The organism is Myxococcus sp. RHSTA-1-4, from assembly GCF_020037125.1.
Taxonomy (GTDB): domain Bacteria; phylum Myxococcota; class Myxococcia; order Myxococcales; family Myxococcaceae; genus Myxococcus.
The window spans coordinates 51,957-76,816 of record NZ_JAIQDG010000011.1 but is presented as its reverse complement, the minus strand read 5'-3'; the positions used below and the strand labels follow the sequence as shown (position 1 = coordinate 76,816).

At 70.3% G+C, this 24,860-nt stretch carries 21 protein-coding genes and 1 tRNA gene; 10 read left to right on the top strand and 12 right to left on the bottom strand.

Going from position 1 to position 24,860, the window contains the following annotated elements:
• Positions 1-7: 7 nt before the first annotated feature.
• From K8638_RS16920 to K8638_RS16880, 9 genes are all read left to right on the top strand, one after another.
• Entirely contained in the window at positions 8-2,428 is a 2,421-nt protein-coding gene (locus K8638_RS16920) for a tetratricopeptide repeat protein (protein WP_223755573.1), read from the top strand.
• Entirely contained in the window at positions 2,428-5,799 is a 3,372-nt protein-coding gene (locus tag K8638_RS16915; protein WP_223755572.1) for a tetratricopeptide repeat protein, read from the top strand. Before K8638_RS16920 ends, K8638_RS16915 begins: the two co-directional genes overlap by 1 nt.
• Positions 5,796-7,403 (top strand): tetratricopeptide repeat protein, encoded by a 1,608-nt coding sequence (locus tag K8638_RS16910; RefSeq protein WP_370644009.1) that lies wholly within the window; start codon positions 5,796-5,798, stop codon positions 7,401-7,403. The genes K8638_RS16915 and K8638_RS16910 overlap by 4 nt, the downstream gene beginning before the upstream one ends.
• 6 nt (positions 7,404-7,409) lie before the next feature.
• On the top strand, positions 7,410-7,691 hold the full coding sequence (locus tag K8638_RS16905; RefSeq protein ID WP_223755571.1) for a hypothetical protein: 282 nt from the start codon (positions 7,410-7,412) through the stop codon (positions 7,689-7,691).
• 4 nt (positions 7,692-7,695) lie between these two features.
• Complete coding sequence (locus tag K8638_RS16900) at positions 7,696-9,039, top strand: AgmX/PglI C-terminal domain-containing protein (RefSeq protein WP_223755570.1); 1,344 nt, start codon at positions 7,696-7,698, stop codon at positions 9,037-9,039.
• A gap of 9 nt (positions 9,040-9,048) precedes the next feature.
• The gene (locus tag K8638_RS16895) at positions 9,049-9,495 is read left to right on the top strand and encodes a cyclic nucleotide-binding domain-containing protein (protein ID WP_223755569.1); all 447 of its coding nucleotides are present in this window, start codon (positions 9,049-9,051) and stop codon (positions 9,493-9,495) included.
• An 88-nt stretch (positions 9,496-9,583) separates the two neighbouring features.
• Entirely contained in the window at positions 9,584-10,162 is a 579-nt protein-coding gene (locus K8638_RS16890; protein ID WP_223755568.1) for a hypothetical protein, read from the top strand.
• Positions 10,163-10,350: 188 nt separating this feature from the next.
• A complete protein-coding gene (locus tag K8638_RS16885; protein ID WP_223755567.1) occupies positions 10,351-11,586 on the top strand; it encodes a hypothetical protein in 1,236 nt (411 codons plus the stop codon).
• A 49-nt stretch (positions 11,587-11,635) separates the two neighbouring features.
• On the top strand, positions 11,636-12,250 hold the full coding sequence (locus K8638_RS16880; RefSeq protein ID WP_223755566.1) for a polysaccharide biosynthesis/export family protein: 615 nt from the start codon (positions 11,636-11,638) through the stop codon (positions 12,248-12,250).
• Positions 12,251-12,261: 11 nt separating this feature from the next.
• Here the strand turns inward: K8638_RS16880 and K8638_RS16875 are convergent, their stop codons facing one another.
• The 6 genes from K8638_RS16875 to K8638_RS16850 form a co-directional block, all read right to left on the bottom strand.
• Complete coding sequence (locus K8638_RS16875; protein ID WP_223755565.1) at positions 12,262-13,080, bottom strand: inositol monophosphatase family protein; 819 nt, start codon at positions 13,078-13,080, stop codon at positions 12,262-12,264.
• Between the two features lie 16 nt (positions 13,081-13,096).
• The gene (locus K8638_RS16870) at positions 13,097-13,660 is read right to left on the bottom strand and encodes a TlpA disulfide reductase family protein (RefSeq protein WP_223755564.1); all 564 of its coding nucleotides are present in this window, start codon (positions 13,658-13,660) and stop codon (positions 13,097-13,099) included.
• Between the two features lies 1 nt (position 13,661).
• Positions 13,662-15,134, bottom strand: coding sequence for a UDP-N-acetylmuramate:L-alanyl-gamma-D-glutamyl-meso-diaminopimelate ligase (gene mpl / locus K8638_RS16865; protein WP_223755563.1), 1,473 nt, complete (start codon positions 15,132-15,134; stop codon positions 13,662-13,664).
• A complete protein-coding gene (locus K8638_RS16860; RefSeq protein ID WP_223755562.1) occupies positions 15,127-16,308 on the bottom strand; it encodes a serine hydrolase in 1,182 nt (393 codons plus the stop codon). The genes mpl and K8638_RS16860 overlap by 8 nt, the downstream gene beginning before the upstream one ends.
• On the bottom strand, positions 16,305-17,216 hold the full coding sequence (locus K8638_RS16855) for an LD-carboxypeptidase (protein WP_223755561.1): 912 nt from the start codon (positions 17,214-17,216) through the stop codon (positions 16,305-16,307). The genes K8638_RS16860 and K8638_RS16855 overlap by 4 nt, the downstream gene beginning before the upstream one ends.
• Before the next feature lie 108 nt (positions 17,217-17,324).
• A complete protein-coding gene (locus K8638_RS16850) occupies positions 17,325-18,599 on the bottom strand; it encodes an RsmB/NOP family class I SAM-dependent RNA methyltransferase (protein WP_370644007.1) in 1,275 nt (424 codons plus the stop codon).
• 64 nt (positions 18,600-18,663) lie between these two features.
• Here K8638_RS16850 and K8638_RS16845 point away from each other — a divergent pair.
• Positions 18,664-18,736: transfer RNA gene (locus K8638_RS16845), tRNA-Asn, on the top strand.
• Positions 18,737-18,963: 227 nt separating this feature from the next.
• On the opposite strand, the gene K8638_RS16840 is transcribed toward K8638_RS16845, so the two are convergent.
• The 6 genes from K8638_RS16840 to K8638_RS16815 are packed head-to-tail and all read right to left on the bottom strand — an operon-like array spanning position 18,964 to position 24,748.
• Positions 18,964-19,665: a hypothetical protein gene (locus K8638_RS16840; protein ID WP_223755560.1), complete on the bottom strand. Its 702-nt coding sequence runs from the start codon at positions 19,663-19,665 to the stop codon at positions 18,964-18,966.
• Positions 19,662-20,309, bottom strand: a complete 648-nt coding sequence (locus K8638_RS16835) for a hypothetical protein (protein WP_223755559.1) — start codon at positions 20,307-20,309, stop codon at positions 19,662-19,664. Before K8638_RS16835 ends, K8638_RS16840 begins: the two co-directional genes overlap by 4 nt.
• Positions 20,310-20,330: 21 nt before the next feature.
• Positions 20,331-21,332: a DUF4150 domain-containing protein gene (locus K8638_RS16830; protein ID WP_223755558.1), complete on the bottom strand. Its 1,002-nt coding sequence runs from the start codon at positions 21,330-21,332 to the stop codon at positions 20,331-20,333.
• On the bottom strand, positions 21,329-22,372 hold the full coding sequence (locus K8638_RS16825; RefSeq protein WP_223755557.1) for a hypothetical protein: 1,044 nt from the start codon (positions 22,370-22,372) through the stop codon (positions 21,329-21,331). The genes K8638_RS16830 and K8638_RS16825 overlap by 4 nt, the downstream gene beginning before the upstream one ends.
• Positions 22,365-23,477, bottom strand: coding sequence for a DUF2169 domain-containing protein (locus K8638_RS16820; RefSeq protein ID WP_223755556.1), 1,113 nt, complete (start codon positions 23,475-23,477; stop codon positions 22,365-22,367). The genes K8638_RS16825 and K8638_RS16820 overlap by 8 nt, the downstream gene beginning before the upstream one ends.
• Entirely contained in the window at positions 23,465-24,748 is a 1,284-nt protein-coding gene (locus tag K8638_RS16815) for a TIGR02270 family protein (RefSeq protein WP_223755555.1), read from the bottom strand. Before K8638_RS16815 ends, K8638_RS16820 begins: the two co-directional genes overlap by 13 nt.
• Positions 24,749-24,860: the final 112 nt, after the last annotated feature.

Below are 24,860 nucleotides of genomic sequence, written 5' to 3'. Positions count from 1 at the left end.
CACCCTGGTGAACGCGTCGCTCCGCGCACTCGCCCTGGCCGCCGCCCTCGTGGGCAGCGCGCCCACGCTCGCCGCCGAGCCCCGGCCGGCGCCCCGCCCGTCCGCGCGCGACCTGGCGCAGCAGCTCGACGCCGTGGAGAGGGGCCTCCGCGGCACCGAGGAGAACCTGCGCTTCGTGGAGACGCAGTACACGCAGCGCCCCGAGCCCAGTGACGACGACTCGCGGGTGCGCCGCTTCTCCGACGGGGAAATCCAGTACCTGCTGGGAGACTGGCAGGCGGCGTCCGTCCTCTTCTACGACCTGGTGAGCGACCCGAAGTTCCGCGTCCACCCGCGCTACCCGGACGCGCTCTTCTACCTGGCGGACTCGCTGTTCCAGCAGAAGAACTACATCGGCGCGAGGCTGTACCTGCGCGAGCTGCTGTCGCAGCCCACCACCTCCGGCCACTACCGGGACGCGCTGGCGCGCTACCTCGCGGTGGCCAGCCGCCTCAACCAGTTCGAGGGCATCGACGGGTACGTGGAGAAGGCCCGCGCCCTCTCCGGCGGGCAGCTTCCCCCGGAGATGGCGTACGTGTACGCCAGGTGGCTCTTCCGCCGCTCGGACCTGCCGGCCGGAGAGCGCATCGCCCGCGCGCGCGAGGCCTTCACCGCGCTGGCCCAGGCTCCGGGCGGCCCCTTCCGCCTCCAGGCCGCCTACCACCTGGGCGTGCTGTCCGTGCAGGCCGGAGAGCTGCCCGCCGCCATCCAGCAGTTCCAGCAGCTCGCCACCCCGCCCTCCGCGCAGGTGGCCACCGCGGCCCCGGGGGCGAAGCGTCCGGCCGCCGGTTCCTCCCCGGAGGCGGACGCGCTTCGCGTGCGAGAGCTGGCGCTGATGTCGCTGGGACGGCTCCTGTACGAGACGGGCCGCTACGACGAGGCGCTGGACCGTTATGGCCAGGTGCCGCGGGACAGCGAGTCCTTCCCGGACTCGCTCTACGAGGCCGCGTGGGTCCACGTGAAGATGGGCAACCACCAGCTCGCGAAGAACGCCATCGACATCCTGCTGATGGTGGCGCCCGACTCGCAGCTCGCGCCCGAGGCGCGCATCCTCCAGGGCAACCTGCTCCAGAAGCTGCGCCGGTATGACGCGTCCATCGAGACGTACTCCAGCGTCATCAACACCTTCCGGCCGGCGCGGGACTCCATCGACAACCTGATGCGCGTGAGCCAGGACCCGGTGGCGTACTTCGACCGGCTGCTGGGGCGCGTGGACGGCTCGCAGGACGTGCGCACGCTCCTGCCCCCGCTGGCGCTGAAGTACGCCTCCACGCAGCGCGAGGTGGCGGACGCGGTGCGGATGGTGGGCGACATCGACAGCGGCCGCCAGGGCGCGGACGAGGCGCAGGCCCTGGCCGAGCGCATCCTCCAGGCGCTGGAGACGCGCGGGCTGGAGACCTTCCCGGAGCTGCAGGAGGGCTACACGCGCGCGGACGCGGTGGACTCGGCCCTCACCCACGCGGAGGCCGCGCTGGTGCGCGTGGAGACCGCCGCGCTGGAGGCGGTGCTCACCCCGGACGAGCGCGAGCGGCTGGCGGCGGTGCGGCGCGAGCGCGAGGCCCTGGGCGAGCGCTTCTCCGCGATGCCCACCACGATTCAGGAGATGGAAGAGCGGCGCCGGCGCATGCAGTCCCGCGTGGACGAGGTGGACCGCGAGGCCTTCCGCCTGGGCTACGAGCTGCAGAGTCTCAAGGCCGTGGCCGCCTCGGTGCGCAAGTGGGTGGACGACACGCGCCCGCAGCGGAACTCGGACCCGAATGAGGAGCGGGAGTTCCTGGTGCAGCTCCAGGCCGAGGTGCAGACGCTGACCGACCTCCAGGAGGAGCTGGACGCCACGCGCGCCCGGCTGGCGGACGAGCGCCACGCCGCGGCCACGGCGCTGGCCGGCGAGCAGACCATCCGCACGGAGTACGCCGAGGCGCTGCGCCGCGAGCATGAGCTGCTGGGCGAGGCGGAGGGCCGGCTGTCCCAGGAGGACGCGCGCACGCTGGTGCGAGCCCACGAGGTGCGGGCCCGGGCCAACGCGCTGCGCACCCGCGTGGTGACGGCGAGGGACGTGCTGCGCGCGCGGCTGGAGTCGCGGGGCCGCGTCATCCGAGAGAAGGTGCTGGCGGAGCAGCTGCTGCTGAACACCTACGAGGCGGAGGTGGCCTCGGTGTCCGGCGATGCGCGCAACCTGGTGGGCCGCATCGCCTTCGAGAGCTTCCGCCGCGTGCGGCAGCAGTTCTACGACCTGGTGCTCAAGGCGGACGTGGGCGTGGTGGACGTGGCCTTCGCGGAGAAGCAGGACAAGACGACGGAAATCCAGCGCCTGTCCGCGCAGCAGGACAAGGCGCTGCGCGAGCTGGACGCCGAGTTCAAGGACGTGCTGGCGGAGGAGAAGGAGTGATGCGCCGCAGCCTCCTCGCCGCCCTGCTCGCGCTCGCCCCGCTGCCCGCCGCCGCCCAGGAGGCGGCGAAGGCCGGGGCCCCCTCCACCGAGGCGCCCGCGGCCGGGGCCCCCGGTGAGTACCTGAAGGGCATGGGCCGCACGCCCGAGCAGGAAGCCCTGCTCCAGGAGGTGAGCCGCGCGCTGAAGACGTACGAGGAGGAGTCGCGCGAGTTCCACCGCGAGGTGCAGCTCCTGGTGGAGCGCAAGTACGAGCAGAAGCGCGGCGCGCTGGCGTCCTCGTACGAGAAGGCCATCCGGGAGCTGGAGTCGCAGGAGCGCAAGGAGCGGATGGAGGCCATCGTCCGCTTCGAGGAGTTCCTGCGCCGCTACCCCGACGAGGCCCGCTATACGCCGGACGTCATGTTCCGCCTCGCGGAGCTCTACTACGAGCGCTCCGCGGACGAGCACCTGGCGGCGAGCAAGGAGTACCGGGAGCGGCTCGCGTCGCTCGACGGCGACCCCAACGGGGAGATGCCTCCCGAGCCGACGGTGGACTACTCGGACTCCATCGCGCTCTACCGCCGGCTGCTGAAGGACTTCCCCGACTACCGCCTCAACGACGGCGCCCTGTACCTGCTGGGCTACTGCCTGGAGGAGCAGAAGCAGTTCGACGAGAGCCTCGTCACCTACGAGCAGCTCATCGCGCGCTACCCGAAGAGCCGCTTCACCACCGAGGCGTGGGTGCGCATCGGCGAGCACTGGTTCGAGGACTACGAGGACCCGAAGGCGCTCGACAAGGCCGCCGTGGCCTTCGAGGCCGCCAGCCGCGACACCCAGCACCCGCTCTACGACAAGGCCGTCTACAAGCTGGGCTGGACGTACTACCGCATGGACCGCTTCGACGAGGCGGTGGCGTCCTTCCTCACGCTGGCGGACTTCTACGAGGCCCAGCGCGTGGCGAAGGGCGAGGAGAAGGCCGGCGGCGACCTGCGCGAGGAGGCCCTCCAGTACGTGGCCATCTCCCTCGCGGACGAGAACTGGGGAGGCATGCCCCGCGCCCAGGCCGTCTTCGCGCAGCGCGGCCCCCGCCCGTATGAGGCGGAGGTCTACCGGCGCCTGGGCAACGTCTACTTCGACCAGACGAAGTACCCGGATGCCATCGCGGCGTACCAGCTCGTGCTCCAGAAGGACCCGCTCGCCCCGGACGCGCCGGCGCTCCAGCAGCGCATCGTCCAGGCGTACACGGGTGACCGGCGGATGGCCGAGTCCTTCGCCGAGTCGGAGAAGCTGGCCACCCTCTACCAGCCGGGCACGGACTGGTACGAGAAGAACAAACACGACCCGGACGCGCTCTCCGAGGCGAACGCGCTGGCGGAGCGCAGCCTCTACAGCACCGCCACCTACCACCACCAGCAGGCGCTGGTGTTCAAGCAGGAGGGCAGGTTCGAGCAGGCCAACCAGGGCTTCCAGGTGGCCGCGCGCGCGTACGGCGCCTACCTGGAGCGCTTCCCCCGCAGCAAGAGCGCGGGCGAGATGCGCTTCTACCACGCGGAGTGCCTCTACAACTCCTTCCAGTTCGCCGCCGCCGCGAAGGGCTACGAGGTGGTGCGCGACACGGGCGTGGCGGAGAAGCACCGCGACGACGCCGCCCTCAACGCGGTGCTCGCGTGGCAGCAGCAGCTGAACCTGGACGTGAAGTCCGGCGCGGCGCCGGACGCGAAGCCGCTGCGCTCCACCGAGCGCCCCGAGGGCGAGGTCGTCAAGCCCCTGCCCTTCGCGCAGACCGAGCAGAAGCTCATCGAGGCGTCGGACAAGTACCTGGCCCTGCTGCCGAAGACGGACAAGGCGCCGGGCATCGCCTACAAGGCCGCGGAGCTGTACTACGCGCACAACGACTTCCCCGAGGCGCGCCGGCGCTTCGAGGCCATCGTCCAGACGTACCCGAAGCACGAGGTGGCGAAGTACTCCACCAACCTCATCGTCGAGACGTTCCTCATCGACAAGGACTGGAAGAGCGTGGAGGAGGTCAGCGCGCGGCTGGCCAGCAACACGCAGGTCATCGACCCGTCCAGCCCGCTCCACAAGGACCTGGTGAAGTTCAAGCTCGCCGGCCGCTTCAAGCTGGCCGACCAGCTCATGGCCGAGGGCAAGCACGACGAGGCCGCGAAGAAGTACATCCAGCTCGTGGACGAGGAGCCCCGCCACGAGTTCGCGGACAAGGCGCTCAACAACGCCGCGGTGGCGTACGAGAACACCCGCCGCTTCGACTCGGCGCTGAAGCTGTACGAGCGCATCTACCGCGAGTACCCGGGCTCGCCGCTGGCGGACTCGGCGCTGTTCCGCGTGGCGGTGAACGCGGAGAACTCGTACGACTTCGACAAGGCGGTGGCCAGCTACCAGAAGCTGGTGAAGGACTACCCCGCGTCGAAGGACCGCGAGGCGGCGCTCTTCAACACCGGACGCCTGCTGGAGGGCCAGCAGCGCTACCCCGAGGCGGCGGCCGCCTTCCTGCGCTACGCGGACCTGTTCCCCAACGCGGAGGACGCGCCGAAGAACCAGTACCGCGCCGCCATCATCTACGAGAAGCAGGGCGACTCGCGCGGCGAGGTCCGCGCGCTCCAGGAGTTCGTGCGCAAGTTCTCCAACAAGCCCGGCCAGGTGGAGCTGGTGGTGGACGCGTACCGGCGCATGGGTGACGCGCAGGAGAAGCTGGGCAACGAGCGCGAGGCGCAGCGCGCCTGGGCCCAGGCGGCCAACGAGTTCGACCGCCGCAAGCTCCAGCCGGACACGCACCCGCTGGCGGCGGACGCGGCCGCCTATGGCCGCTTCCAGCTCGCGGAGGCGGAGCTGAAGAAGTTCGACCGGCTGAAGATTGGCGGCCGGGGCAAGGCGCTGGAGCGCAGCTTCACGGCGAAGCGCAACGCGGTGAAGTCGGTGAACGACGCCTACGCGCGCGTCTACCCGTACAAGCGGCTGGAGTGGACGCTGGCGGCGCTGTACCGGCGCGGCTACGCGCTGGAGCGCTTCGCCAACACCATCATCGAGACGCCGGTGCCGCCGGAGGTGAAGCGGCTGGGCGAGGAGGCGGTGGTGGTGTACCAGGACCAGCTCGCGCAGCAGACGACGACGCTGGAGGAGGCCGCGGTGGAGAGCTACGCGGCCACCATGGTGGAGGCGCGCAAGAATCGCATCTCCAACGAGTGGACGCGGCGCACGCTGGAGGCCCTCAACCGCTTCCGCCCCAAGGAGTACCCGGTGCTCAAGGAGCCCAAGCACGCCCTGGCCGCGGACGCCGCGTACCCGGACGGGCTGGTGGGCAGCGTGGACGGGCCGCCGCGCCCCACCGCCCCGAAGGAAGAGCCGAAGCTGACCGGCGGAGGTGAGCAGTGAGTCCCCCGCGTATCCCCGGCGCCCGGGCGCTCACGGCCGTGGCGCTCGCGTCCGGCCTCCTGCTGTCCGCCTGTGCCTCCGGCCCGGAGCAGCGCCCGGACCCGGCAATCCCCTCCGCGGACGGCGCCCCCCAGGCTCCGGACGCGGGCGTCGCGGCCACGGCGGAGAAGCCGGCGGCCACGGCGACGCAGGCAAGCCCCGAGGCTCCGCGAGGCGCGGCGCGGGACTTCGCGCGCGCGGTGGAGATTGCCCGGAAGGGCGAGCTGACCGCGGCCGAGGCGGCGCTGAGCACGCTGACGCGCGAGGAGCCGAAGCTCGACTACGCCTGGACGAACCTGGGCATCGTCCAGGAGCGGCTGGGCAAGACGGAGGAGGCCGAGCGCTCCTACCGCCAGGCGCTGGCGGTGGCGCCCGAGCAGGAGGCCGCGTGGGATTGCCTCGCGCGCCTGTACGGCCGCACCGGCCGCGCGGTGAAGCTGGAGGCGGAGCTGCGCGGCCTGCTCGAGTCCCGCCAGGACTCGGTGCCGCTGCGCACCGCGCTGGCCATCACCCTGCTCCAGCAGAAGAAGCTCGAGTCCGCCGCCACCGAGGCGAAGCGCGCGCTCAAGGGCGACGAGCGCCACGTGCGCGCCATGCAGGTGCTGGCGCAGGTCTACTACCGCGAGGGCAAGTACGAGCTGGCGCGCATGGTGCTGGAGAACGCCCGCGCCATCGACGCCGGGGACGCGGCCACGCACAACGCGCTGGGCCTGGTGTACCTGGCGCTCAAGGCGCGCCCGCAGGCGCTGGAGGCGTTCAAGGAGGCCTCGCGGCTCCGCCCGGACTTCGCGGAGGCGCGCAACAACTTCGGCGCCATGCTCAACGAGGCGCAGGACTACCCCGCCGCCGTCACCGAGCTGGAGGCCGCAGTGCGGGCCGCGCCGGACTTCGCCTCCGCCCGCCTCAACCTGGGCAACGCCTACCGGGGCCAGGGGGACTTCGCCCGCTCGCGGGCCGAGTACGAGCAGGTCCTGAAGCTGCTGCCCGGCTCGACGGACCCGTACTTCAACCTCGCCATCCTCTACCTGGACGTGGAGCCGCCCGAGATGGACACGCTCGAGCGGTACAAGACGTCCATCTCCTACTTCGAGCAGTTCCAGGAGAAGGGCGGCAAGGACGAGCGCATCGCCCAGTACGTGAAGGACGCCCGGAAGAACATCGAGCGCGAGGAGCGCCGCCGCGAGCGCGAGCGCAAGGACCAGCTCCGCAAGGCGGCGGAGGAGAAGGCCGAGGCCGAAAAGCAGGCCGCCGAGAAGGCCGCCGCCGAGAAGGCCGCCGCCGAGAAACAGGCCGCTGAGGCCCAGGCCGCCGCCCAGAAGCCCGCCGACGCCGAGGCCCCGCCCGCCGACAAGGGCCTGAAGAAGACTCCGTCCGCCAGCAAGAAGAAGGCCCGGGCCACCGGTAGGAAGAAGACGCCGGACGCCGCCCAGGCGGCCGGGGAGCCGGCCACGGCGGGAACTCCGGCCCCGGGGGCGGTGTCCCAGCCGGGTAGGGAACCATCGCCTTCACCCTCCCCTGCCCCCGCGCCGGCCGGCTCGGGTAAGCTCGCCACCGACTCCCAGTAGGACCCCATGCGCACCGCCCTCGCCCTCTTCATGCTGCTCGCCGCCGCGCCCGTGCTCGCGCAGGACTCCGCGTCCTCGGGCACCGCCACGTCGTCCGGCGGGAGTGCGTCCACCGGCAAGAAGCCGCGCAAGGTCATCCGCCTGGACGCCATCACCGTCGAGGGGCGCATCCAGAAGCCCCAGGCCTTCTACATCCTTCCACGCTCCAACCTGAGCTTCGACGACCTCAACCGCACGGAGAGCTTCGTGCCCAAGGTCGTGAAGAGCGTGGAGCAGGACCCCTTCTAGAGCCATGGCAGCCACTCCGCAGACCAAGCTGCTCCGCGTCGGCGTCATCCAGAACGGCCGCATCGTCGAGGAGCACCACGTCCGGCGCGACAACGTGACCATCGGTCACGACGCCCGGAACACCATCGTCCTCCCGAGGACCGACGGCCGGCCGGCCCGCTTCTCGCTGCTGGAGAACCAGGGCCAGCAGTTCCAGCTCGTCATCGACGCGGCCATGCAGGGCCGCGTCAACCTCGGCTCCTCGGACGTCGACTTCGACTCCCTGCGCTCGCAGGGCATGGCCACCCGCCGGGGCGACCTCTACGTCCTGCCCCTGCAGGAGAGCGCCCGCGGCAAGGTGGAGCTGGGCGACGCCACCGTCTTCTTCCAGTTCGTCGCGCCCCCTCCCGAGGACGCGAAGCCGGTGCTGCCCGCCGACGTCAAGGTCAGCATGTGGAAGACGATGGACCGCGTCTTCTTCGGCATCCTCGCGGCCTCGCTCCTCCTCCACTTCTCCGGCGCCACGCTCATCATCTTCTCCGAGGCCCCCAAGGAGCCCGAGCTGGCCCTGGACCAGCTGGATGACCGCTTCGTGCGCGCCATCATCCCCCAGCGTCCCGTGGAGGCGCCCCGTCCCGCCGACACCGGCGCGGGCGAGGCCCCCAAGGACGACAAGAAGGGTGACGAGCCGAAGGCGTCCGACAAGCCCGCGGCGGACAAGCCCGCCGGCGACGCCACCGAGCGCCGCGCCGCGATTGCCAAGAAGGTCTCCGGCACCGGCCTGCTCAAGATTCTCGGCTCCAACAGCGGCGGCGGCGAGGGTGCCTTCGCGGACGTGCTCGGCGGCGCCAGCGGCGGCGGCGACATCGCCTCGGCGCTGGCGGGCGCGGGCGGCGTGGGCGTGGCCACCGAGGCCTCCGTGGGCGGCGGCACCGGCCCGCGTGGCGGCGGCACCGGCAAGGTGACGGGCATCGGCGAGGTGGGCACCCAGGGCGGCGGCAAGGTGGACCTGGGCGCCAAGAAGGAGGCCCAGGTGCAGGGCCGGGTGCAGGACGCGGCTCCCGAGGTGGAGAGCTCGGACGTGGACCGTGCCGCGCTGGCCCGCTACGTCCGCTCTCGCCTGAAGTCCATCCAGGCCTGCTACGAGCGCGAGCTGAAGCGCAACCCCAACCTCAAGGGCAAGGTGGTGGTCCGCTTCGTCATCAAGCCCAACGGCCGCGCCGGCGACGTCGACGTCGAGGAGAACACCCTGGGCAGCGAGGCGGTGGGAAGCTGCATCCGCACCACGATTCGCAACTGGACCTTCCCCTTCAAGCCCGATTCCGAAACCGCCGTTTCCTACCCCTTCGTCTTCTCTCCGGCGGGGTAGGCTCCGGGTATGGAGAAGCTGTCCGTCATCGCCACATCGCCGCTCTTCGAGATGCTCTCCCCCGCGGAGCTCACGCACCTGGCGGAGCTGGCACGGGTGCGCAGCTTCGGGGCCGGCGAGGTCGTCTTCGAGGAGGGCGACCTGGGCGACAGCCTCTTCGTCATCGTCGACGGCCAGGTGGAGGTGGTCCGCCGCCTGCCCGGTGGCGGGGTGAGCCCCCTCTCCGTCCTGTCCGCCCCCGAGTTCTTCGGGGAGATGGGCCTCATCGACAAGGACTACCGCTCCGCCACCGTGCGCGCGAAGACGGAGGCCCACCTCCTCCAGCTCACCGCGCAGGACCTCCGCGCCTTCCGCCAGTCCCACGGAGAGGGCTTCACCTTCGTCGTCGTCAACATCGCCCGAAGCCTGTCTGCTCGCTTGCGTGAGGCCAATGCCCGCCTCGCGGGCAAGGCCTGAAAACCCCGCGTGTGGCGGGTTTGACACCCCACCCCCCGGAATCTACGCTTCACGTCATCATGGAAGGGCCGGGAGAGCCGTGAGGCGCATGCGCACCGTGGGAACGCTCGTCGTGGTACTCGCCGCCGGGGTGGCGCTGGCGCAGGTCCAGGCGCCTGCACAGCCCGCGAACCCTCCGTCACAGCCCTCCGCCGCGGCCGCGGCGCTGGAGAAGGCCAGTGACGTGCCGGACGCGCAGAAGCTGGAGCGCAGCGCGCAGGCCGTGAATGTCATGCGCGACGTGCTGCGCAACGTGCTGGGCAAGGTGGAGGAGGCGCGCCGCACCAAGGACGTGGTGAAGCTCAACTGCGCCAACGAGAAGCTCACCCAGGTCAAGGGCCTGCTGCGCATCTCCGAGAACGCGGAGGTGTCGCTCCAGGAGGCCGTGGCTCGCAAGGAGACTTCCACCAGCGAGCATGAGTACACCAAGGTGATGATCGCCCAGCAGAAGGTGACCCAGCTCCGCGCGGAGGCCGAGGAGTGCATCGGCCAGCTCGCCTTCCGCACCGACGAGAACCTCTTCGTGGAGGTGGAGGAGCCGGAGAACCTGCCGGGTGGGGACCCTACCCGTCCCCCCTCGCCGGACGACGTCGTCGTCCGTCCGCCCCCGGCCAGCCCCATCCGCTAGCGCCCCGTGTGCCCTGTGGCCCACCGAGCGAGTCTCCATCGTGTGTCCAACATTCATTTCGGCCAGGGGAAGGCGCATGTTATGACGCCACGGGCCGAACGCGCGAAAGGTGGGAGAAGGTACCGCTCCCACCCGGGAAGTCTCTCTGAGCCATGAAGCAGCCAGCCAAATTCTGGGGGGGGTGGGGTGTGCTGGCGCTGCTTGCGCTCGGCGGCACCGCCACGGCCCAGGAGTCGTCGGTGGCGGCGCCACCCACGGGCGGTAATGGCTTCAAGGTGGGCAGCGGGCGGCTGCACCCGTACTTCGACCTGGAGACGCGGCTGGACAGCGGCGTCGGCTACTTCGCGAGCCCGGGAGTTGATCCGTCCACGGGTGGCGTCTCACCGGACCTGTCCGGCGAGCTCGCGGTGCACTTCCGGCCCGGGTTCAAGCTGGACATTCCCTCGCCCACGCTGGCCTTCAACCTCAACGGCAACCTGGACTACGTGCTGTACACGGGGCTGCTGACGCCCAACTCGGGTTCGGCCTCGCGCCTCCAGGGCGCGGCGGACCTGCTGGCGCGCCTCAACCCGGACACGCCGCTGTCGCTGGAGGTGTCGGACCAGTTCGTGCGCTCGGACCGCACGCGCACCGCCGCCATCGGCGCGGGCGTGCTCAGCCTCTTCAACGAGGCCCGGGTGAAGGTGCCGTGGAGGCCGGGTGGCGGCGCGGTGGAGCTGGCGCCGAACGCCGCCTACGCGGTGGAGTTCTTCGAGCCCCTGGGCGCCACCAGCCCGGTGGACTGCACGGAAGGCGTCTGCAACCCCGTCACGGCGGAGCAGTTCGACTACGGCAACCTGCACTTCGGGCTGGAGGGCCGCTGGCGCTTCCTGCCCAAGACGGCCGTGGTGCTGGACTCGGGCGTGGACCTGCGCAGCTACTTCAACGACAGCACCAGCCCGGACGCCACGCTGGTGCGCGCGATGGCGGGCGTGGCGGGCCTCGTGTCGCCCAAGATTGCGGTGCTGGCCAAGGCGGGCTGGGGGCAGGACTTCTCCGGCACCGGCGGCGGCACCGTCATCGCGCAGCTCGAGGGCACGTACCTCTACAGCCCCACCCTGAGCTTCAAGGCCGGCTACCTGCGCACGCTGGAGCCGGTGGCGGCCTACGGCCTGTTCACCGACAACCGCGGCTACGGAGAGGCGCGGGCCCTCTTCGGCGGCAAGCTGACGATGCACCTGGGTGCGTCGGTGGACTTCCTCGGCTTCAACGGCGGCCGCAGCGACACCCTCATCCAGCTCGATGTGGGCCCCGAGTACCAGTTCCGTCCGTGGCTCTCCGGCGCGGCCGGCTACTCGTTGGGCTCCCGGTCGTCCTCGCTGGGCGGCGGCGGCCTCAACTACACGCGCCACGAGGGCTATGCTCGCCTCTCGGTGATGTACTGAGCCTCCAGCGCCCCTGCCCCGGTGACCTGCCGGGGCGCCCCAACCCCGGATGAAGACCCCTCGCTCCTTTCTGGCCGTGGTGCTCCTCGCGGCGCTCCCCGCCTGCTTCGGCACGTCGTCGCGCCCGCCGCCCCCGGCCCCCACGCCGGCCGCCGAGGCAGGGGAAGCACGAGCGGGCGGAGGCACGCTGGGCCCGGGTGACGTGGTGGAGGTGCGCGTCTTCCAGGAGCCCGAGCACTCGGGGACCTGGCGCGTGTCTCCCGAGGGCACCATCGACTACCCGCTGTGCGGCAAGGTGCCGCTGGAGGGGAGGACGGCCAGCGGGGCGGCGGACGCGCTGCAGACGTGCCTGGCGCGCTACGTGCGCCGGCCGCAGGTGTCGGTGCTCATCCGCGAGTACAACTCGCAGAAGGTCTTCGTCTTCGGCGAGGTGCAGAAGCCCGGCACCTTCCCGTTGGACGGGGAGATGTCCATCGTCCAGGCGATTACACTGGCCGGCGGCTTCACCAAGCTGGCGGCGAAGAACAACACGCTGGTGACGCGCGTGGTGGACGGGCAGGAGCGCAAGATTCGCGTGCCCGTGGAGGACATCGGCGTGGGGCGGGAGAAGAACTTCATGCTCCAGCCCGGCGACATCGTCTTCGTGCCGGAGAGCTTCTTCTAGCCTTCCGGGCCTCAGGGCCTCGGCGTCCAGCCCAAATCCTCGACGAAGCGCTTCGCCTCGGCCAGCAGCTCCGGGGCCAGGGCCGGCGCGGCGGCAATCACGTCTCCGCGCAGCACGTTGAAGGGCTCTCCGGTGACGTGGCGGATGACGCCACCGGCCTCCTCCACCAGCAGCGAGCCCGCGGCGATGTCCCACGGCTTGAGGCCGAACTCGAAGAAGCCGTCGAAGCGGCCCGCGGCCACGTAGGCCAGGTCCATGGCGGCGCTGCCGGTGCGGCGCATGCCCTGGGCGCGGAGGATGAAGCGGTTGAAGAGGCCCACCGGCCCCTCCGGACGCTCGCGCACGTCGTAGGGGAAGCCCGTGCACAACAGCGCCCTGTCCAGCGAGGAGACGTCGCTGGCGCGCAGCGGGCGGCCGTTGAGGGTGGCGCCCTCTCCGCGCGCGGCGGAGAACAGCTCGTCCAGCATGGGGTCATAGACGGCGCCGGCCACCACGCCGCCGGGGCCCTCCACCGCCACGCTGACGCAGAAGTGGGGCACGCGGTGCGAGTAGTTGGTGGTGCCATCCAGCGGGTCCACCAGCCAGCGCAGGTTGTTGGAGCCGGCCGAGGCGCCGCTCTCCTCGGCGAGGATGGCGTGCGCCGGGTGGCGCTCGCGGAGGAAGGCCAGCAGCGCCTCCTCCGACGCCCGGTCCGCGTCCGTCACCAGGTCGATGCCGCCCTTGAACTCGATGATGCGCTCGCCCAGGAAGCGCTCCGCGAGGATGCGCCCGGCGAGGCGGGCCCCCTCCTCCGCGGTGCGGCGTAGGGCGGCGGGCGTGTCCTGGGCCATGGCGACTCCTCCCCTCCTACGGCGCGGGCTCGGCGAGCAGCGCCTCGATGTGCGACTGGTAGCGCGGGTAGAACTCCTCGGTGAAGCCCTCCTCCACGTGGCGGACCACGCCGCGCCGGTCGATGTAATAGGTGGTGGGCATGCCCTTCACCTTGAGCGTGCGCTCGGCCACCTGGGCGTTCTCGTCCAGGAGGACGGGCAGGCCCACCTTCGTCTCCTGCAGGAACGGGGCGATGGCGCGAGGGTCCTCGTCCACGCTGAGCGCGTACACCTTCAGCCCTCGGCCGGCGTACTCGCGGGCGAGATTCTCGTAGAAGGGCAGCGCGTCCCTGCACGGCTCGCACCAGGTGGCCCACACGTCCAGCAGCACCACGCTGCCCCTGTCGGCGGCGAGGTCATACGGCTCGCCGCCCGGGTAGCGCTTCACCTGGAAGACCAGCGGCGCCGCGGGGGCGGACTCCAGCGCCTGCTCCCCGCCGGTGGCACCCGGCGCGGGGCCGGTGAGCGGCGGCAGCGTGGACTTCATGCAGCCCGCGAGCGTGAGCGCTCCGGCGAAGACGAACGGAAGGCGGGCGCGCATCTCAGGCCCCCTGCCCCACGCGGGCCTTCAGGGCCACGAGCAGCTTGTCGATGAAGCCTCCGAAGGAGCCGTTGCTCATGACGAGCAGCACGTCGCCGGAGCGGGACTCGCGGGCCACCAGGTCCACCAGCGTCTGCACGTCCGTGGAGCCCTCCGCGGCGATGCCCTGGGCCTTGAGGTCCTCGACGAGCTTGCGCACGTTCAGTTCCTCACCCACGGGCACCTTGTCATGGCGCTCGGGCACCTTGAGGCTGGCGCGGGCCGCGCCGGTGAAGGCGTGGGCGTAGTCCTCCTGGTGGATGTTGCGGCGGCTGGTGTTGGAGCGCGGCTCGAAGATGGCCCACAGCCGCCGCTCCGGGTAGCGGTGGTGGATGGCGGAGATGGTCTCCCGCACCGCGGTGGGGTGGTGCGCGAAGTCGTCCACCACCATGATGCCGCCGGGCTCGCCGCGGACCTCCTGCCGGCGCTTGACGCCGGAGAACGTCGCGAGCCCCTTGCGCAGCTCCTCGAAGGACAGGCCCAGGCCGCGCGCGGCGGCGATGACGCCCAGCGCGTTCTCCACGTTGTGCGCGCCACCCATGGGCAGCTCCACCGTGCCCAGCACCTGCCCGCGCTCCACCACGTCGAAGCGCGCGCCGGCGGGGCCGAAGGACACGTTGCGCGGCGTGTAGTCCGCGTCCGCGCCCTCCTTCGCCACGTACGTCACCACGCGGCCCTTGCAGCCCTCGCGCGACAGCTTCACGGCGTTGGGGTACGCGGCGCAGACGACGAGCTGCCCGTCCTGCGGAATGAGCCGGACGAACTTCTCGAAGGTGGACTCGTAGTGGGGCAAGTCCCGGAAGATGTCCGCGTGGTCGAACTCCACGCTGGTGAGGATGGCGGTGCGCGGCCGGTAGTGGAGGAACTTGGAGCCCTTGTCCCAGTACGCGGTGTCGTACTCGTCGCCCTCGACGACGAAGTGCGGGCCCTTGCCCACGCGGTAGTTGCCCGCGTAGTTCTGGGTGACGCCGCCCACGAGGAAGGACGGGTCCTTCCCGGCCTCCACCAGCACGTGGGCCATGAGGGAGGACGTCGTCGTCTTGCCGTGCGTGCCGGCCACCACCACCGAGTGCGCGCGCTCCAGGAAGAGCGAGCCCAGGGCGGCGGGGAAGCTCATCTGCTTCAGGCCGCGCTCGCGCACGGCGGTGGCCTCGGGATTCACGCGGCGGATGACGTTGCCGATGATGACGAGGTCCGGCTTCGCCGCGTCCAGGTTCTCCGGCTTGTAGGGCGTGGAGACGGGGATGCCCCACGTCCGGAGCATGTCGCTCATGGGCGGGTAGACATTCTCGTCGCTGCCGGTGACTTCGTAGCCGGCGGCCTTCAGCATGCCGGCGAAGGAGCCCATGCCGGTGCCGGCCACGCCCACGAGGTGGACGCGGCGCACGCTGCCGGGTTCGAGGGTGTCGAGGACGTTTCCGTTGTCGTCAGCCATGTGTTCCCTGCTGGAGTTCGGTGAGCCCGAGCGCCTCCACGACGAGGTCGTGGAAGAGCGGGCGGAATTCACGGATGCGGAGTTCCTGGCGGCCGTGGGCCACGCGGTTGGTGACGAGCGCCACCACCAGCGAGCGGCGCAGGTCCACCCAGAGGCTGGTGCCGGTGAAGCCCAGGTGCCCCACGGCGCCCGGCGGCGTGTCGCCGATGTAGTGGCCCGCGCTGGAGCCCACGGCGGAGGGCGAGTCGAAGCCCATGGAGCGGGTGCTGCCCGGCACGAGCGGGTCGGTGGCCAGGACGCGGTGCCAGAGCGGGCCGGGAGCAATGGCGGCGCCACCGGAGCACCCGTCCAGCACGGCCTGCCCGAAGCGGGCCACGTCCACCGCGGTGCCGAAGAGGCCCGCGTGTCCGGCCACGCCGTCCATCACCCAGGCGTTGTCGTCATCCACCTCGCCGGGGCGCGTGGGCCGCGAGGGCACGTCCTTCCACATCCCCTCCTGGCCGGGCGCGGGCTCGCGAGGGCGCGTGGCGCCGGTGGGCGCGGGGGCGGCCTCCGCGGGGAAGTCCGTGAGGCGGTGGAAGCGCGCGGACAGGCCGAGCGGCTCGGCCACGTAGCGCGAGAAGAGCGTGTCCAGCGGGGCGCCCGCGGCGCGGGAGAGGATTTCGCCCAGGAGGATGAAGCCCACGTCGCTGTACGCGGTGCGCGTGCGGGGCTCGGCGGCGAGCGGCGTGGCGGCGGCGGCCTGGATGACCTCCTCGCGGACCCGGGCGCGCAGGGCGGAGGGGCAGTCCGCGTCGAGCAGCTCGGGGTGCGCGGTGAGGGCCTGGGCGAAGAAGGGCACGAAGGGCGGCAGGCCCGAGCGGTGGTAGAGCAGGTCCGCCACGGTGACGCCCGCGTCACCCACGGGCGTGCCGGGGAAGAAGCGGGACACGTGCGTGTCCGGGCCCACCTTCCCTTCCGTCCACAGGCGGAGGAAGAGGGCGGTGGTGCCGAGCACCTTGGTGACGGAGGCGAGGTCGAAGCGCGTGTCGCCGGACACGTCGCCCGTCACGTGGCCGAAGACCTGGATGCCGCGGTGCAGGACGACGGCCTGGGCCGCGGGGAACACGCCATTCCTGCAGGCGTCGTCGAGGACGGTGCGAAGGACGGTGATGGGGTGGGGATTGCCGCTCATGCGCGCACGGCTCCTTCGAGGAAGGTGAGGCGCGCCGCGTCCGCGTCCAACCGAACCTGGGTGCCCAGGGCCACGGGGTAGTTGAGGTCGCCGTGGCCAATGGGGAAGCCGGCGGCGCAGGGCAGGCCCGCCTCCCTTGCCAGCTCGCGGAGCACGTCGGCGCTGGAGTAGTTCGCGTCCTTCTCCTCGCACCCGGTGAAGTCGCCCAGGACGATGCCGCGCACGCGCGAGAAGACGCCCGCCAGGCGCAGGTGCGTCCACATGCGGTCGATGCGGTAGGGGCGCTCGGTGACGTCCTCCAGGAGGAGCACCGCGCCGTCGAGCGGCGGCATGTACGAGGTGCCGAGGAGCCGGGAGAGGACGGAGAGGTTGCCGCCGACGAGGTGGCCCTCGGCCATGCCGGGCACGTAGGTGGCCGTGCCCGTCAGCGGCGGCGGGGCCTCCGGGGACTCGAGGAGGCGGAAGAGGTAGTCGCGCACCTCGGGAGGCTGCCGGCCGAGCTGCGTGAGCACGGGCCCGTGGATGGAGACGCGGCCGAGCGCCTGCATGGCGCCATGGACGGAGGTGAGGTCCGAGAAGCCGACGAAGGCGCTCGCCAGAGCATCCGCGAGCGGGAGGTCGGGGAGCAGGCGGGCGCTGCCATAGCCGCCGCGGGCGCAGAAGATGGCGCGGGCTTCGCGGTCGGTCAGGGCGCGGGCCAGCTCACCACCGCGGCGCGCGTCGTCACCCGCGAGGTAGCGGTGGGAGGAGAAGATGTCCGGCCCGTGGACGGGGGCGTAGCGCTCCGCGATGACGGCGAGCCCCACCTCGAAACCCGGGCGGTCGAAGGGCCCTGCGGGGGCGACGACGTGGACGGTGTCGCGAGGACGGAGCGGGAGGGGCTTGAGCCAGCGCACGGGGCGCTTCATAGCACCGGGGGCGTGGGGGGCGTGTTGATTCGAGACAGGCGGCCGGGAAGCGTTGAGTCCCCCTGTCCGTCGGAGCGAGGACACTGCGGACGCTCGGTGCCCCCGTCCCTACCCTGCCGACCGCTCCATCACCGCCGCGAAGAAGGCGTCCGTGCCGTGCCGGTGTGGCGCGACGAAGAGGAACCCGTCCCGGATGCATGCCGGGGGAAGCCATCCCTCCCCGGGGCGCACGAGGCGGAAGTCGGGCCGTGAGGCCAGGAAGGCCCGGGCGACGTCCTCGTTCTCCGCGCGATTCACGGTGCAGGTGGCGTAGACGAGCCGCCCGCCCGGGCGCACCAGGTCTCCGGCGTGCTGGAGGATGTCCTGCTGGAGCGGCGGGAAGTGGGTCAGCACGTCCGGCCCGGCGCGGAAGCGCAGGTCGGGGCCGCGGCGCAGGGAGCCCAGCTCGGAGCACGGGGCGTCCACGAGGACGCGGTCGGCGCCGAGGCCCGGCGTGGGCGGAGCGCGGAGCACCTGCACGTGGGAGAGGCCGGCGCGGGCGGAGCGCTGGAGGAGCCGGTCGAGCCGCTCGGGGTCGGGGTCGTAGGCCATCAGCCGGCCGGAGTCCTTCATGTCCGCGCCGAGTTGGAGCGTCTTGCCGCCGGCCCCGGCGCACAGGTCGAGCACCGTCTCTCCGGGGCGGGCCTCCACGATGAGGCCAAGGAGCTGGCTGCCCTCGTCCTGGACCTCGAAGAGGCCCTCGCGGAGGGAGGGCAGGCCGTAGAGGTTGGGGCGTGGGCCCTCGACGTGAAGCGCGAGCGGGCTCCAGGCGCCGAGGCGGGTGGAGACGCCCTCGGCGCGGAGGCGCTCGGCCAGGGCGTCGCGCGAGGTGCGCAGCGGGTTGGCGCGGAGGGTGATGGGGCCGGGGACGTTGAGGTGGGCGCAGAAGGCGTCGGCCTCGGGGCCCAGCTCGCGGGCGAAGTGGCCGGCGAGCCAGTCCGGGAGGGAGGCCCGGAGGGCGAGCGTGGGGGGCTCCCGGGTGTCGAGGGTGGGGACGGTGCCATCCCCCACCCCGACCAGGGCGGCGGCCTGGGAGGCGGGGACGCCGGCCAGGCCGTGCAGCAGTGCGTAAAGGAGGAAGGGGGGCGTGGCGTTCTCACGGCCCAGGAGGAAGCCGAGGCGGCGGCGCCAGAGGCCGACGTTGAAGACGGCCTCCTTGAGGGCCTGGCGCTGGTCTCGGGAGAGGTGGCGATGGTCCCGGAGGGTGCGGTCCAGGACGCGCTCGGCGGGGGAGCCGGCGAGCACCTGGGCGATGGCCTCCGAGGTAATGGAGACCAGGCCGGCGAGCGCGGGCCAGGGTTGGGCGTGAAGCCGGGAGAGCGGATCAAACGGGACTGTTGACACGGAGGGCTCCGTTCTCTACAAAGCGCGTCATCACGGCAACGCCGTTCCGCCGTGAGGTACATATTCCCCGATAGCTCAGCCGGTAGAGCGGGTGACTGTTAATCACTAGGTCCGTGGTTCGAGTCCACGTCGGGGAGCAAGTAGCGAAGGGCCCTGGGCGAAAGTCCAGGGCCCTTTTCATTTGACCCCAGAAACTCCGAGCGGGCACGCGACAGCGTGGCAGCCCCCCGAGCAGGTGGCGACCGCGCCGGAGCAACTCGCCGCGGATCCGCAAGCCCGCGCAGGCCGACATGGCATGGCGACGTTCAGAGGCCGGACTGGTGCCCCCCAGTCCAGCATGTGCCTTGGGCCTGGCGCTTCCACTCTACGGCAGCTTGTAGGGAACGCCTTCGAAGAAGAGATTCCGCATCTCCTCGGGCGTACGCAGGAATGGATTCGCTTTGGGGTCCAGCCTCCCGAGGAATGAGCCAACAAGCACCGGCGCCATTTCGGGTTGGAGGTCAAAGTCCGGGTCGAGCGCCTCACGCGGTACGGGCTCTCCACGGGTGTCCCGTGGATTGAGTGGGTACAGGCGCTCCAGTCGGCTCATGACGCGCTCGCGCCATTCCTGGAATGGCTTCGGGTCCGTCATGACGTGCGCTGCGAGGTTGGCGAGAGACAGCGCGCCGATGTCGGGGTGGTCGTCGTTTTCAACCCGGACAATGGTGTCCACCAGAAGCATCAGGGCGACGGCGAGCGGCTTGCGGTCAGGCCCCTGCCACTCGTCCCCGCGGGGCTCCAGGTAGTAGTTGGCATATCGAGCATCGACGACCGCGGCCCATGCGGCTTCGATGTAGTCGTCAAGAAATGCCGGAATGGAAACGGGCCTGAAGCGGTGGAACAGCCACTCCGCGCACGCAATCGCGAACGCGAGAATGGCGCGTTGCGAGAGCCGTTCCAATCGGGCGCGGGCCGCCTTGTCGAGCGGGGTGTAGGCCCGCTCGTATCGATTGTCGTCCCAGCTGAACCGCAGGTTCCGGTCCTGAACCCCGGATCTTTCGAGATAGGCCGGAACAGGAAGTGTCATGGCGTTTCAGGCGTGTTGAGATAGGGGTTCGCGGATTGAGAGACGGTCCGCAGGTATTGCTCGAGCAACTCCTTCGCCTGCTCGGGCTTGAAGTCGAAGTCTGGGTCGAGCGCCTCGCGCGGAACGGGCTCTCCCATTCCATCGCCTGCGTAGTAGGTCTCGAGGCGGCCTATCGCGAAGTCGAGCCATTTCAGGAATGGCTTGGGGTCTGGAAGGACGTATCGCGCCAGGAAGACAAGGTGCACCGTCTCCTCTGCCGGGTAATCCCCGGAGCTTGCGAGTGAGAGGTTCTCCTTGAGTGTTCGAATCGCAAGAAACAGCGGACGACGAACCGGCCCTTTCCAGTCCTTGAGCTTTGCCCCATGTGGAATCTTCATGAGATTCCACTCGATGATGCCGGCCCATGCCGCTTCAAGGTACAGGTAGGGCATGGGGTCATCTGACAACCCGCTGAACCTGTAGGCAATCCACTCGGCGCACCCGATGGAGAGCGCGGCGATTCCTCGGGCCGTGCTTGCCCCGATGCGCTTTGCGAGGCGGGCGTCATCGAGGAAGACGTCGGTCGTCTCATCGTCCCATTCATACGTGACGGGGGCCGAAGGGGAGACGTTTGCTCGGATGTAGTTCGGAAATGTGATGCTCATGGTCTTGGTCGGAGATGGGCGCTATTCGGAGTACTCGTCGCACCAGTCGGGCGCCATTGGCTTGCCCTTGTCATTACAGAGTTCGATTTCAAGGCCCTTGTTGATCGCGGCACAGATGAGCCGCTTGCAGTGCTTGCATGCCTCCGACGACATGGTCCCCTTGGACCTCCGATGCCACTGGATGCGCATCCGCAGCTTTCCCTTGGGCATCCCATCGGTGGCCGCGAAGATGTCCTCGATGATGCGCGACTCCGTGTGGCTGGAGTGCGGCATGTTCGCGGTGAACTTGTAAGCGAACCCCTCGATGTTCGAGTCATACGACGTGATGATTCGCTTCCGCGTCGCGACTTCGGAGTACTGGAGCGTTCCCACGCCCTGGGCCCAGCCATCCTTGTCGAGCTGGCGGCTGAACCCCTTGATGCCATAGCGCCTTCCATCGGACGCATTGAAGTATTGGCCGGTGGTCAGCGTGGTCGCTTCTTCCAATTGGTCCTCGGTCGGCCCCCTACCCGACTCGGTATCCTTCCGAAGTTCCTCGTTCTCGGCCTGGAGCTCATCGCATGACTTCTCAGGCGCTTCACCTCCGTCGAGAAACATGCTGCCGGTATTGAGCGTGATGGCGCCGTTGGTCGGGTTCTGGTGGTTATGCGTCGTCAGGTCCATGTGTCGGACGACGTTCTGCCCCTCCACCTTGACGTCGAACGACCAGGCCGCGAACTTCGTCTTCCCCGAGATGGTGTGACTGACGACGCCGCCGCCGAAGTTGCGCGTGGCCGCTTCGTCACCCTTGCTCGACTTGTAGACGGACTGGTTCTTGAGGCCGACTTCCTTCCCATTCACCGTGACGCTCTTGCTTCCATCGCCGGTGTCCGCCGATTGCGCGGTGTTGGGGTATGGAATGGGAATGGGCCCCGCGGGTGGCCCCGGTGGGGAGAGGCACACGTCCGGCATGGCGGCCACTGACTTGTTACCCGAGGCCTTGCCGGAGATTTCACGGCCGTTTGCGAACACCTTCGTGCTCATCGCGGATTGCTCCTCTCCTCGTACTTCACCACCAGCGCCGCTCTTTCGCCCTCGTCACTCCCAAAATGGCACAGGGCCACCTCGCCGGGAGCGTAGCGCTTCTGGCCGGCGTGCAGGGCCCACGCCAGGACGCAGGGACCGATCGCGGCGCCGATCTCGCCCACGTACTCGATGGGGTGCCACAAGTCGAAGGGGACGTCCTTCGCCTTACGTTGCAGGCGCGCCGCGACAAAGGCGGCCTCCTTGAACTTGTAGTGCTCGCCATTCACGTCGGTCATGCGCCAGGCCACCTCGAAGAGGGTGAGGCCGGCTTCCTGGAGGGCGGCCTTGACGGCCGCGGTCAACCCCTCGCCACGAAGCGGCTCCTCGCTGTGGATGGTGGCCCTCTCCCGGGCAACTCCAAGGCCCAGGAGGCGCAGCTCGCTCCCTACCTGACGTCCCGCGGGCACCACGAGCACTGCCCCACCGGCCTCTCCAGGGATGAAGCCGTTGGAGTTGTCGGGAGTGAGGATGCGCCTGCGGTTGACGTACTCCTTCACCGTCCTGGGGTTCAACAGGCTGTCCACCCCAGCAATGACGCAGCCGGCCACCCGCTGGGTGGAAAGAATACGTTGGGCTTCTTGCAGCGCGAAGGCAACGGAGGCCTGCCCACGCGCTATCACCTGGGTGGCGGGGTGGAAGCGCACGTCCAGGCGACTCTCCACCTCCGCCACCAGGCACTGCTCCAGCCCTTCCGTCCGGAAGGGCCGGGTGGGCTCGGCGACGCAAAGGAGGAGGGGGATGCTGTCGGCGGGCGTGGGAGCCGCGGCCTCCATGCACTCTCCGATGGCGGGGGCTACCAGCTCCGCCAGCTTGCCGAGTCCCTCCCACCATTGTGGCAGCGCCACCTTGGCCGCTTTCAGGTACGTCCCGGAAGGGGCATGCCACAGGTGGGATTCCTTGATACCACTGAGGCCGGCGCGAATGGCGGCCAGGGAGGCAGGGGCGTTGAAGCCGACAGCCGTCACCAGCCCAGACGCCTTGATGGCCAGGCTAACCATGGCGGCCAACCTTCCGGGAGCCCCGCGCTCGGGCGAGGACGTCGAGGTTGGGATAGTACGTCTTTCCGACCGCGTGGGCGCGCAGCCACCCTCGAGAGCGTCCTCCCACCACCACCTGCTTCATCTCGAAGGCATCCCTCCGCAAGGGCCACGTGAGGCGCCATGTGAGAAGAAGGCGGCCAGCGTCGGGCTCCACCCATACCGTGTCCAGTGCTGCGTCCAACTGCTTCGCCGGGCCTTGGTAGGGAATGAAGGCCACGGGAACCTGGCGCCGCGGCAAGCGGAAGCGCAGCACCCCACCGGGGCTGAGGTTGACGAGGGTGACGGTTTCTCCCCCACGCGGGTAGGGCACCTGCTGGTCCTCCGGTGCGGCCTGGAAGTACCTGTCGTCGAAGTCCCTGGGAAAGAAGGGGAGTCCTTCGCTTAGCCACTGTTCGTCGTAGGTCCCCGCGAATGCGGCACGCGGCTGCCAGTTGCGGCCCAGGGCGCCGAATGCCATGGGCCGGTACGGCCCCCGCGGGGAGGTGACGGGCGTACGAATCTCCTCCGTGTTGGGCATGGGGACTCCGTCCACCGCCTCGAGGAAGTGCCGGAAGCCCCGCCCCACGGGGTTGGGGAGGAAGGCCTTGTGTCTGGCAGCGTCCTTCTGGCTGGTGTCCACCCCTCCGAAGGCGTTGTCGTAGCTGATGGGCAGGCGGGTGAAGGGCTCCGCCTCCGAGGGGCGCGGGCCCCCTACGAGGCCCTTCCGCCAGACGCGCGGGCCATGCACGGCAAAGGCTTTCTTCATGCCCCCCAGGGAGAGGGAGACGGGCACCACCCGGGCCGGCTTGCCTCCGGGCGCCCACGCACTCCCGTTGAGGAGTACGTCGCACCGGGGCTTCCGGTGGGCGAAGTCGGCCTCGTGCAGCGGCGCGGTGAAGCCCGGCTCCCCTGTGAAGGTGTCCGCCTCCACCAGGGGAAGTTGCGTGGGCGCCAATGGGGCTTCTTCCTCGCCCGCTGGCAGGCTGAAGGTGCCCTTCACCACCACCACCAGCACCTCCCTCCCATCCGGCTGGAAACCCACCGTCCATCCCGCGGACAGGGGCGTCTCATTCACGAAGTCCATGTGGCCAGCCTCCGTGCCTGGACGGCGCCTGGCGCTCGGACCTCGAAGAGAGGCGCCTGAGGCTTGCGCAGGCCCCACTCCAGCGCTGCCGCGGCACGCTGACGCTGCGCGCCCTGCCGCAATACGTCGCGCAGGTGGGCATCCGAAATGGGCTTTCCCATCAGGTAGCGGGTGCCCCGCGAGAAGTCGCGCTGGTGCTGGTGCCACCACGCGGCCACCTTCTCCACGGCGGGCCAGGGCAGGTCCTCCGACTCCCTTTCCGCCGTTTCGTCCTCCACGGTCACTTCCTCCAGAGGGGCCTCGCCGTCCAGTCCCTCCCATGCCAGGTCGATGCCGGTGATGAGGGCGAAGGCCTCGCCTGCCTCTCGCGCGACAGCCGGCTCGGCCATCCACGACAGAAGGTCCATCACGTGCTCGGCGTCGCCCAGCACGCCCGCGGCGATGGCCGCGAGCCGGCGGGACTGGGGCTCCTCGCGAAGCCTGGAGTACCAGGCCTTCGCCTGGACCTGTGGCATGCAGCGCAAGGCCGTGGAAATGGCCCGCCGTGCCAGCCGGCCTGCTGGGTCCGCGAAGGCCTGCAGTAATGAAAGAACGGGCCCGGTGCGCAGGCCGAGACGCACCAGCGTCCATGCGGCGGCGAAGCGGCACTGCTCGTCCTCGTCCGTCAGCGCGCGCTGCACTTTCGGCAGCAGGTCCCCCCGCGCCAGCAGCCCGACGGCTTCCAGGGCACAGGCCCGCAGTGGCGCGTTCTCGTCATCGAGGGCGGGCCCCAGGTGTGGCCCCAGCTCCCAGCGCTGCGCGCAGGCCCCCGCCACGCCGAGACGGCGGACCTCCGGGGCATTCTCCTCGAGCAAGGACTCCAACACTGGGATGGCGTCCGCGAACGGCAGCCAGCCCAGGGCCGACACCCAGGCGCGTTGCCATTCGGGAGCCTCGAGGGCCACATTCACCACCGCCCCCATGCGTTCGCTGTCACGGCGCTCGCAGGCCAACACGCCCGCCGCGAAGACCTCTCCAGGCCCTGGCACATCCAAGGCGCTCACGCACTTCTCCCAGCCCTTCTCGCCCGCGGTCCTCAATCCATCCAGGTGTGCCTCCAGCCTTCCATCCAGTTGAACGAGGTCCTTCAGCCGGTAGTTCGGCGCCTCCACGGCCCGGGCACGTCGCGTCCACAGAAAGGCCGCCTCCCCGGCATGCAGCTCCACCATCTCCTCGTTGCAGAGGGCCGAAATCTCTCGTGGCGAGAAGCCGCTCCAGCGCCGTAGGGACACGCGGCCTCCGTCCGGGGGGAGTTCTCCTTTTCGAAGGCTACTCACTTGCGGCCTCTTCCTGACCTGGCCCGTCATGCGTGCGACCGTGCGCCGGGGTTATCAGCATTCCCCT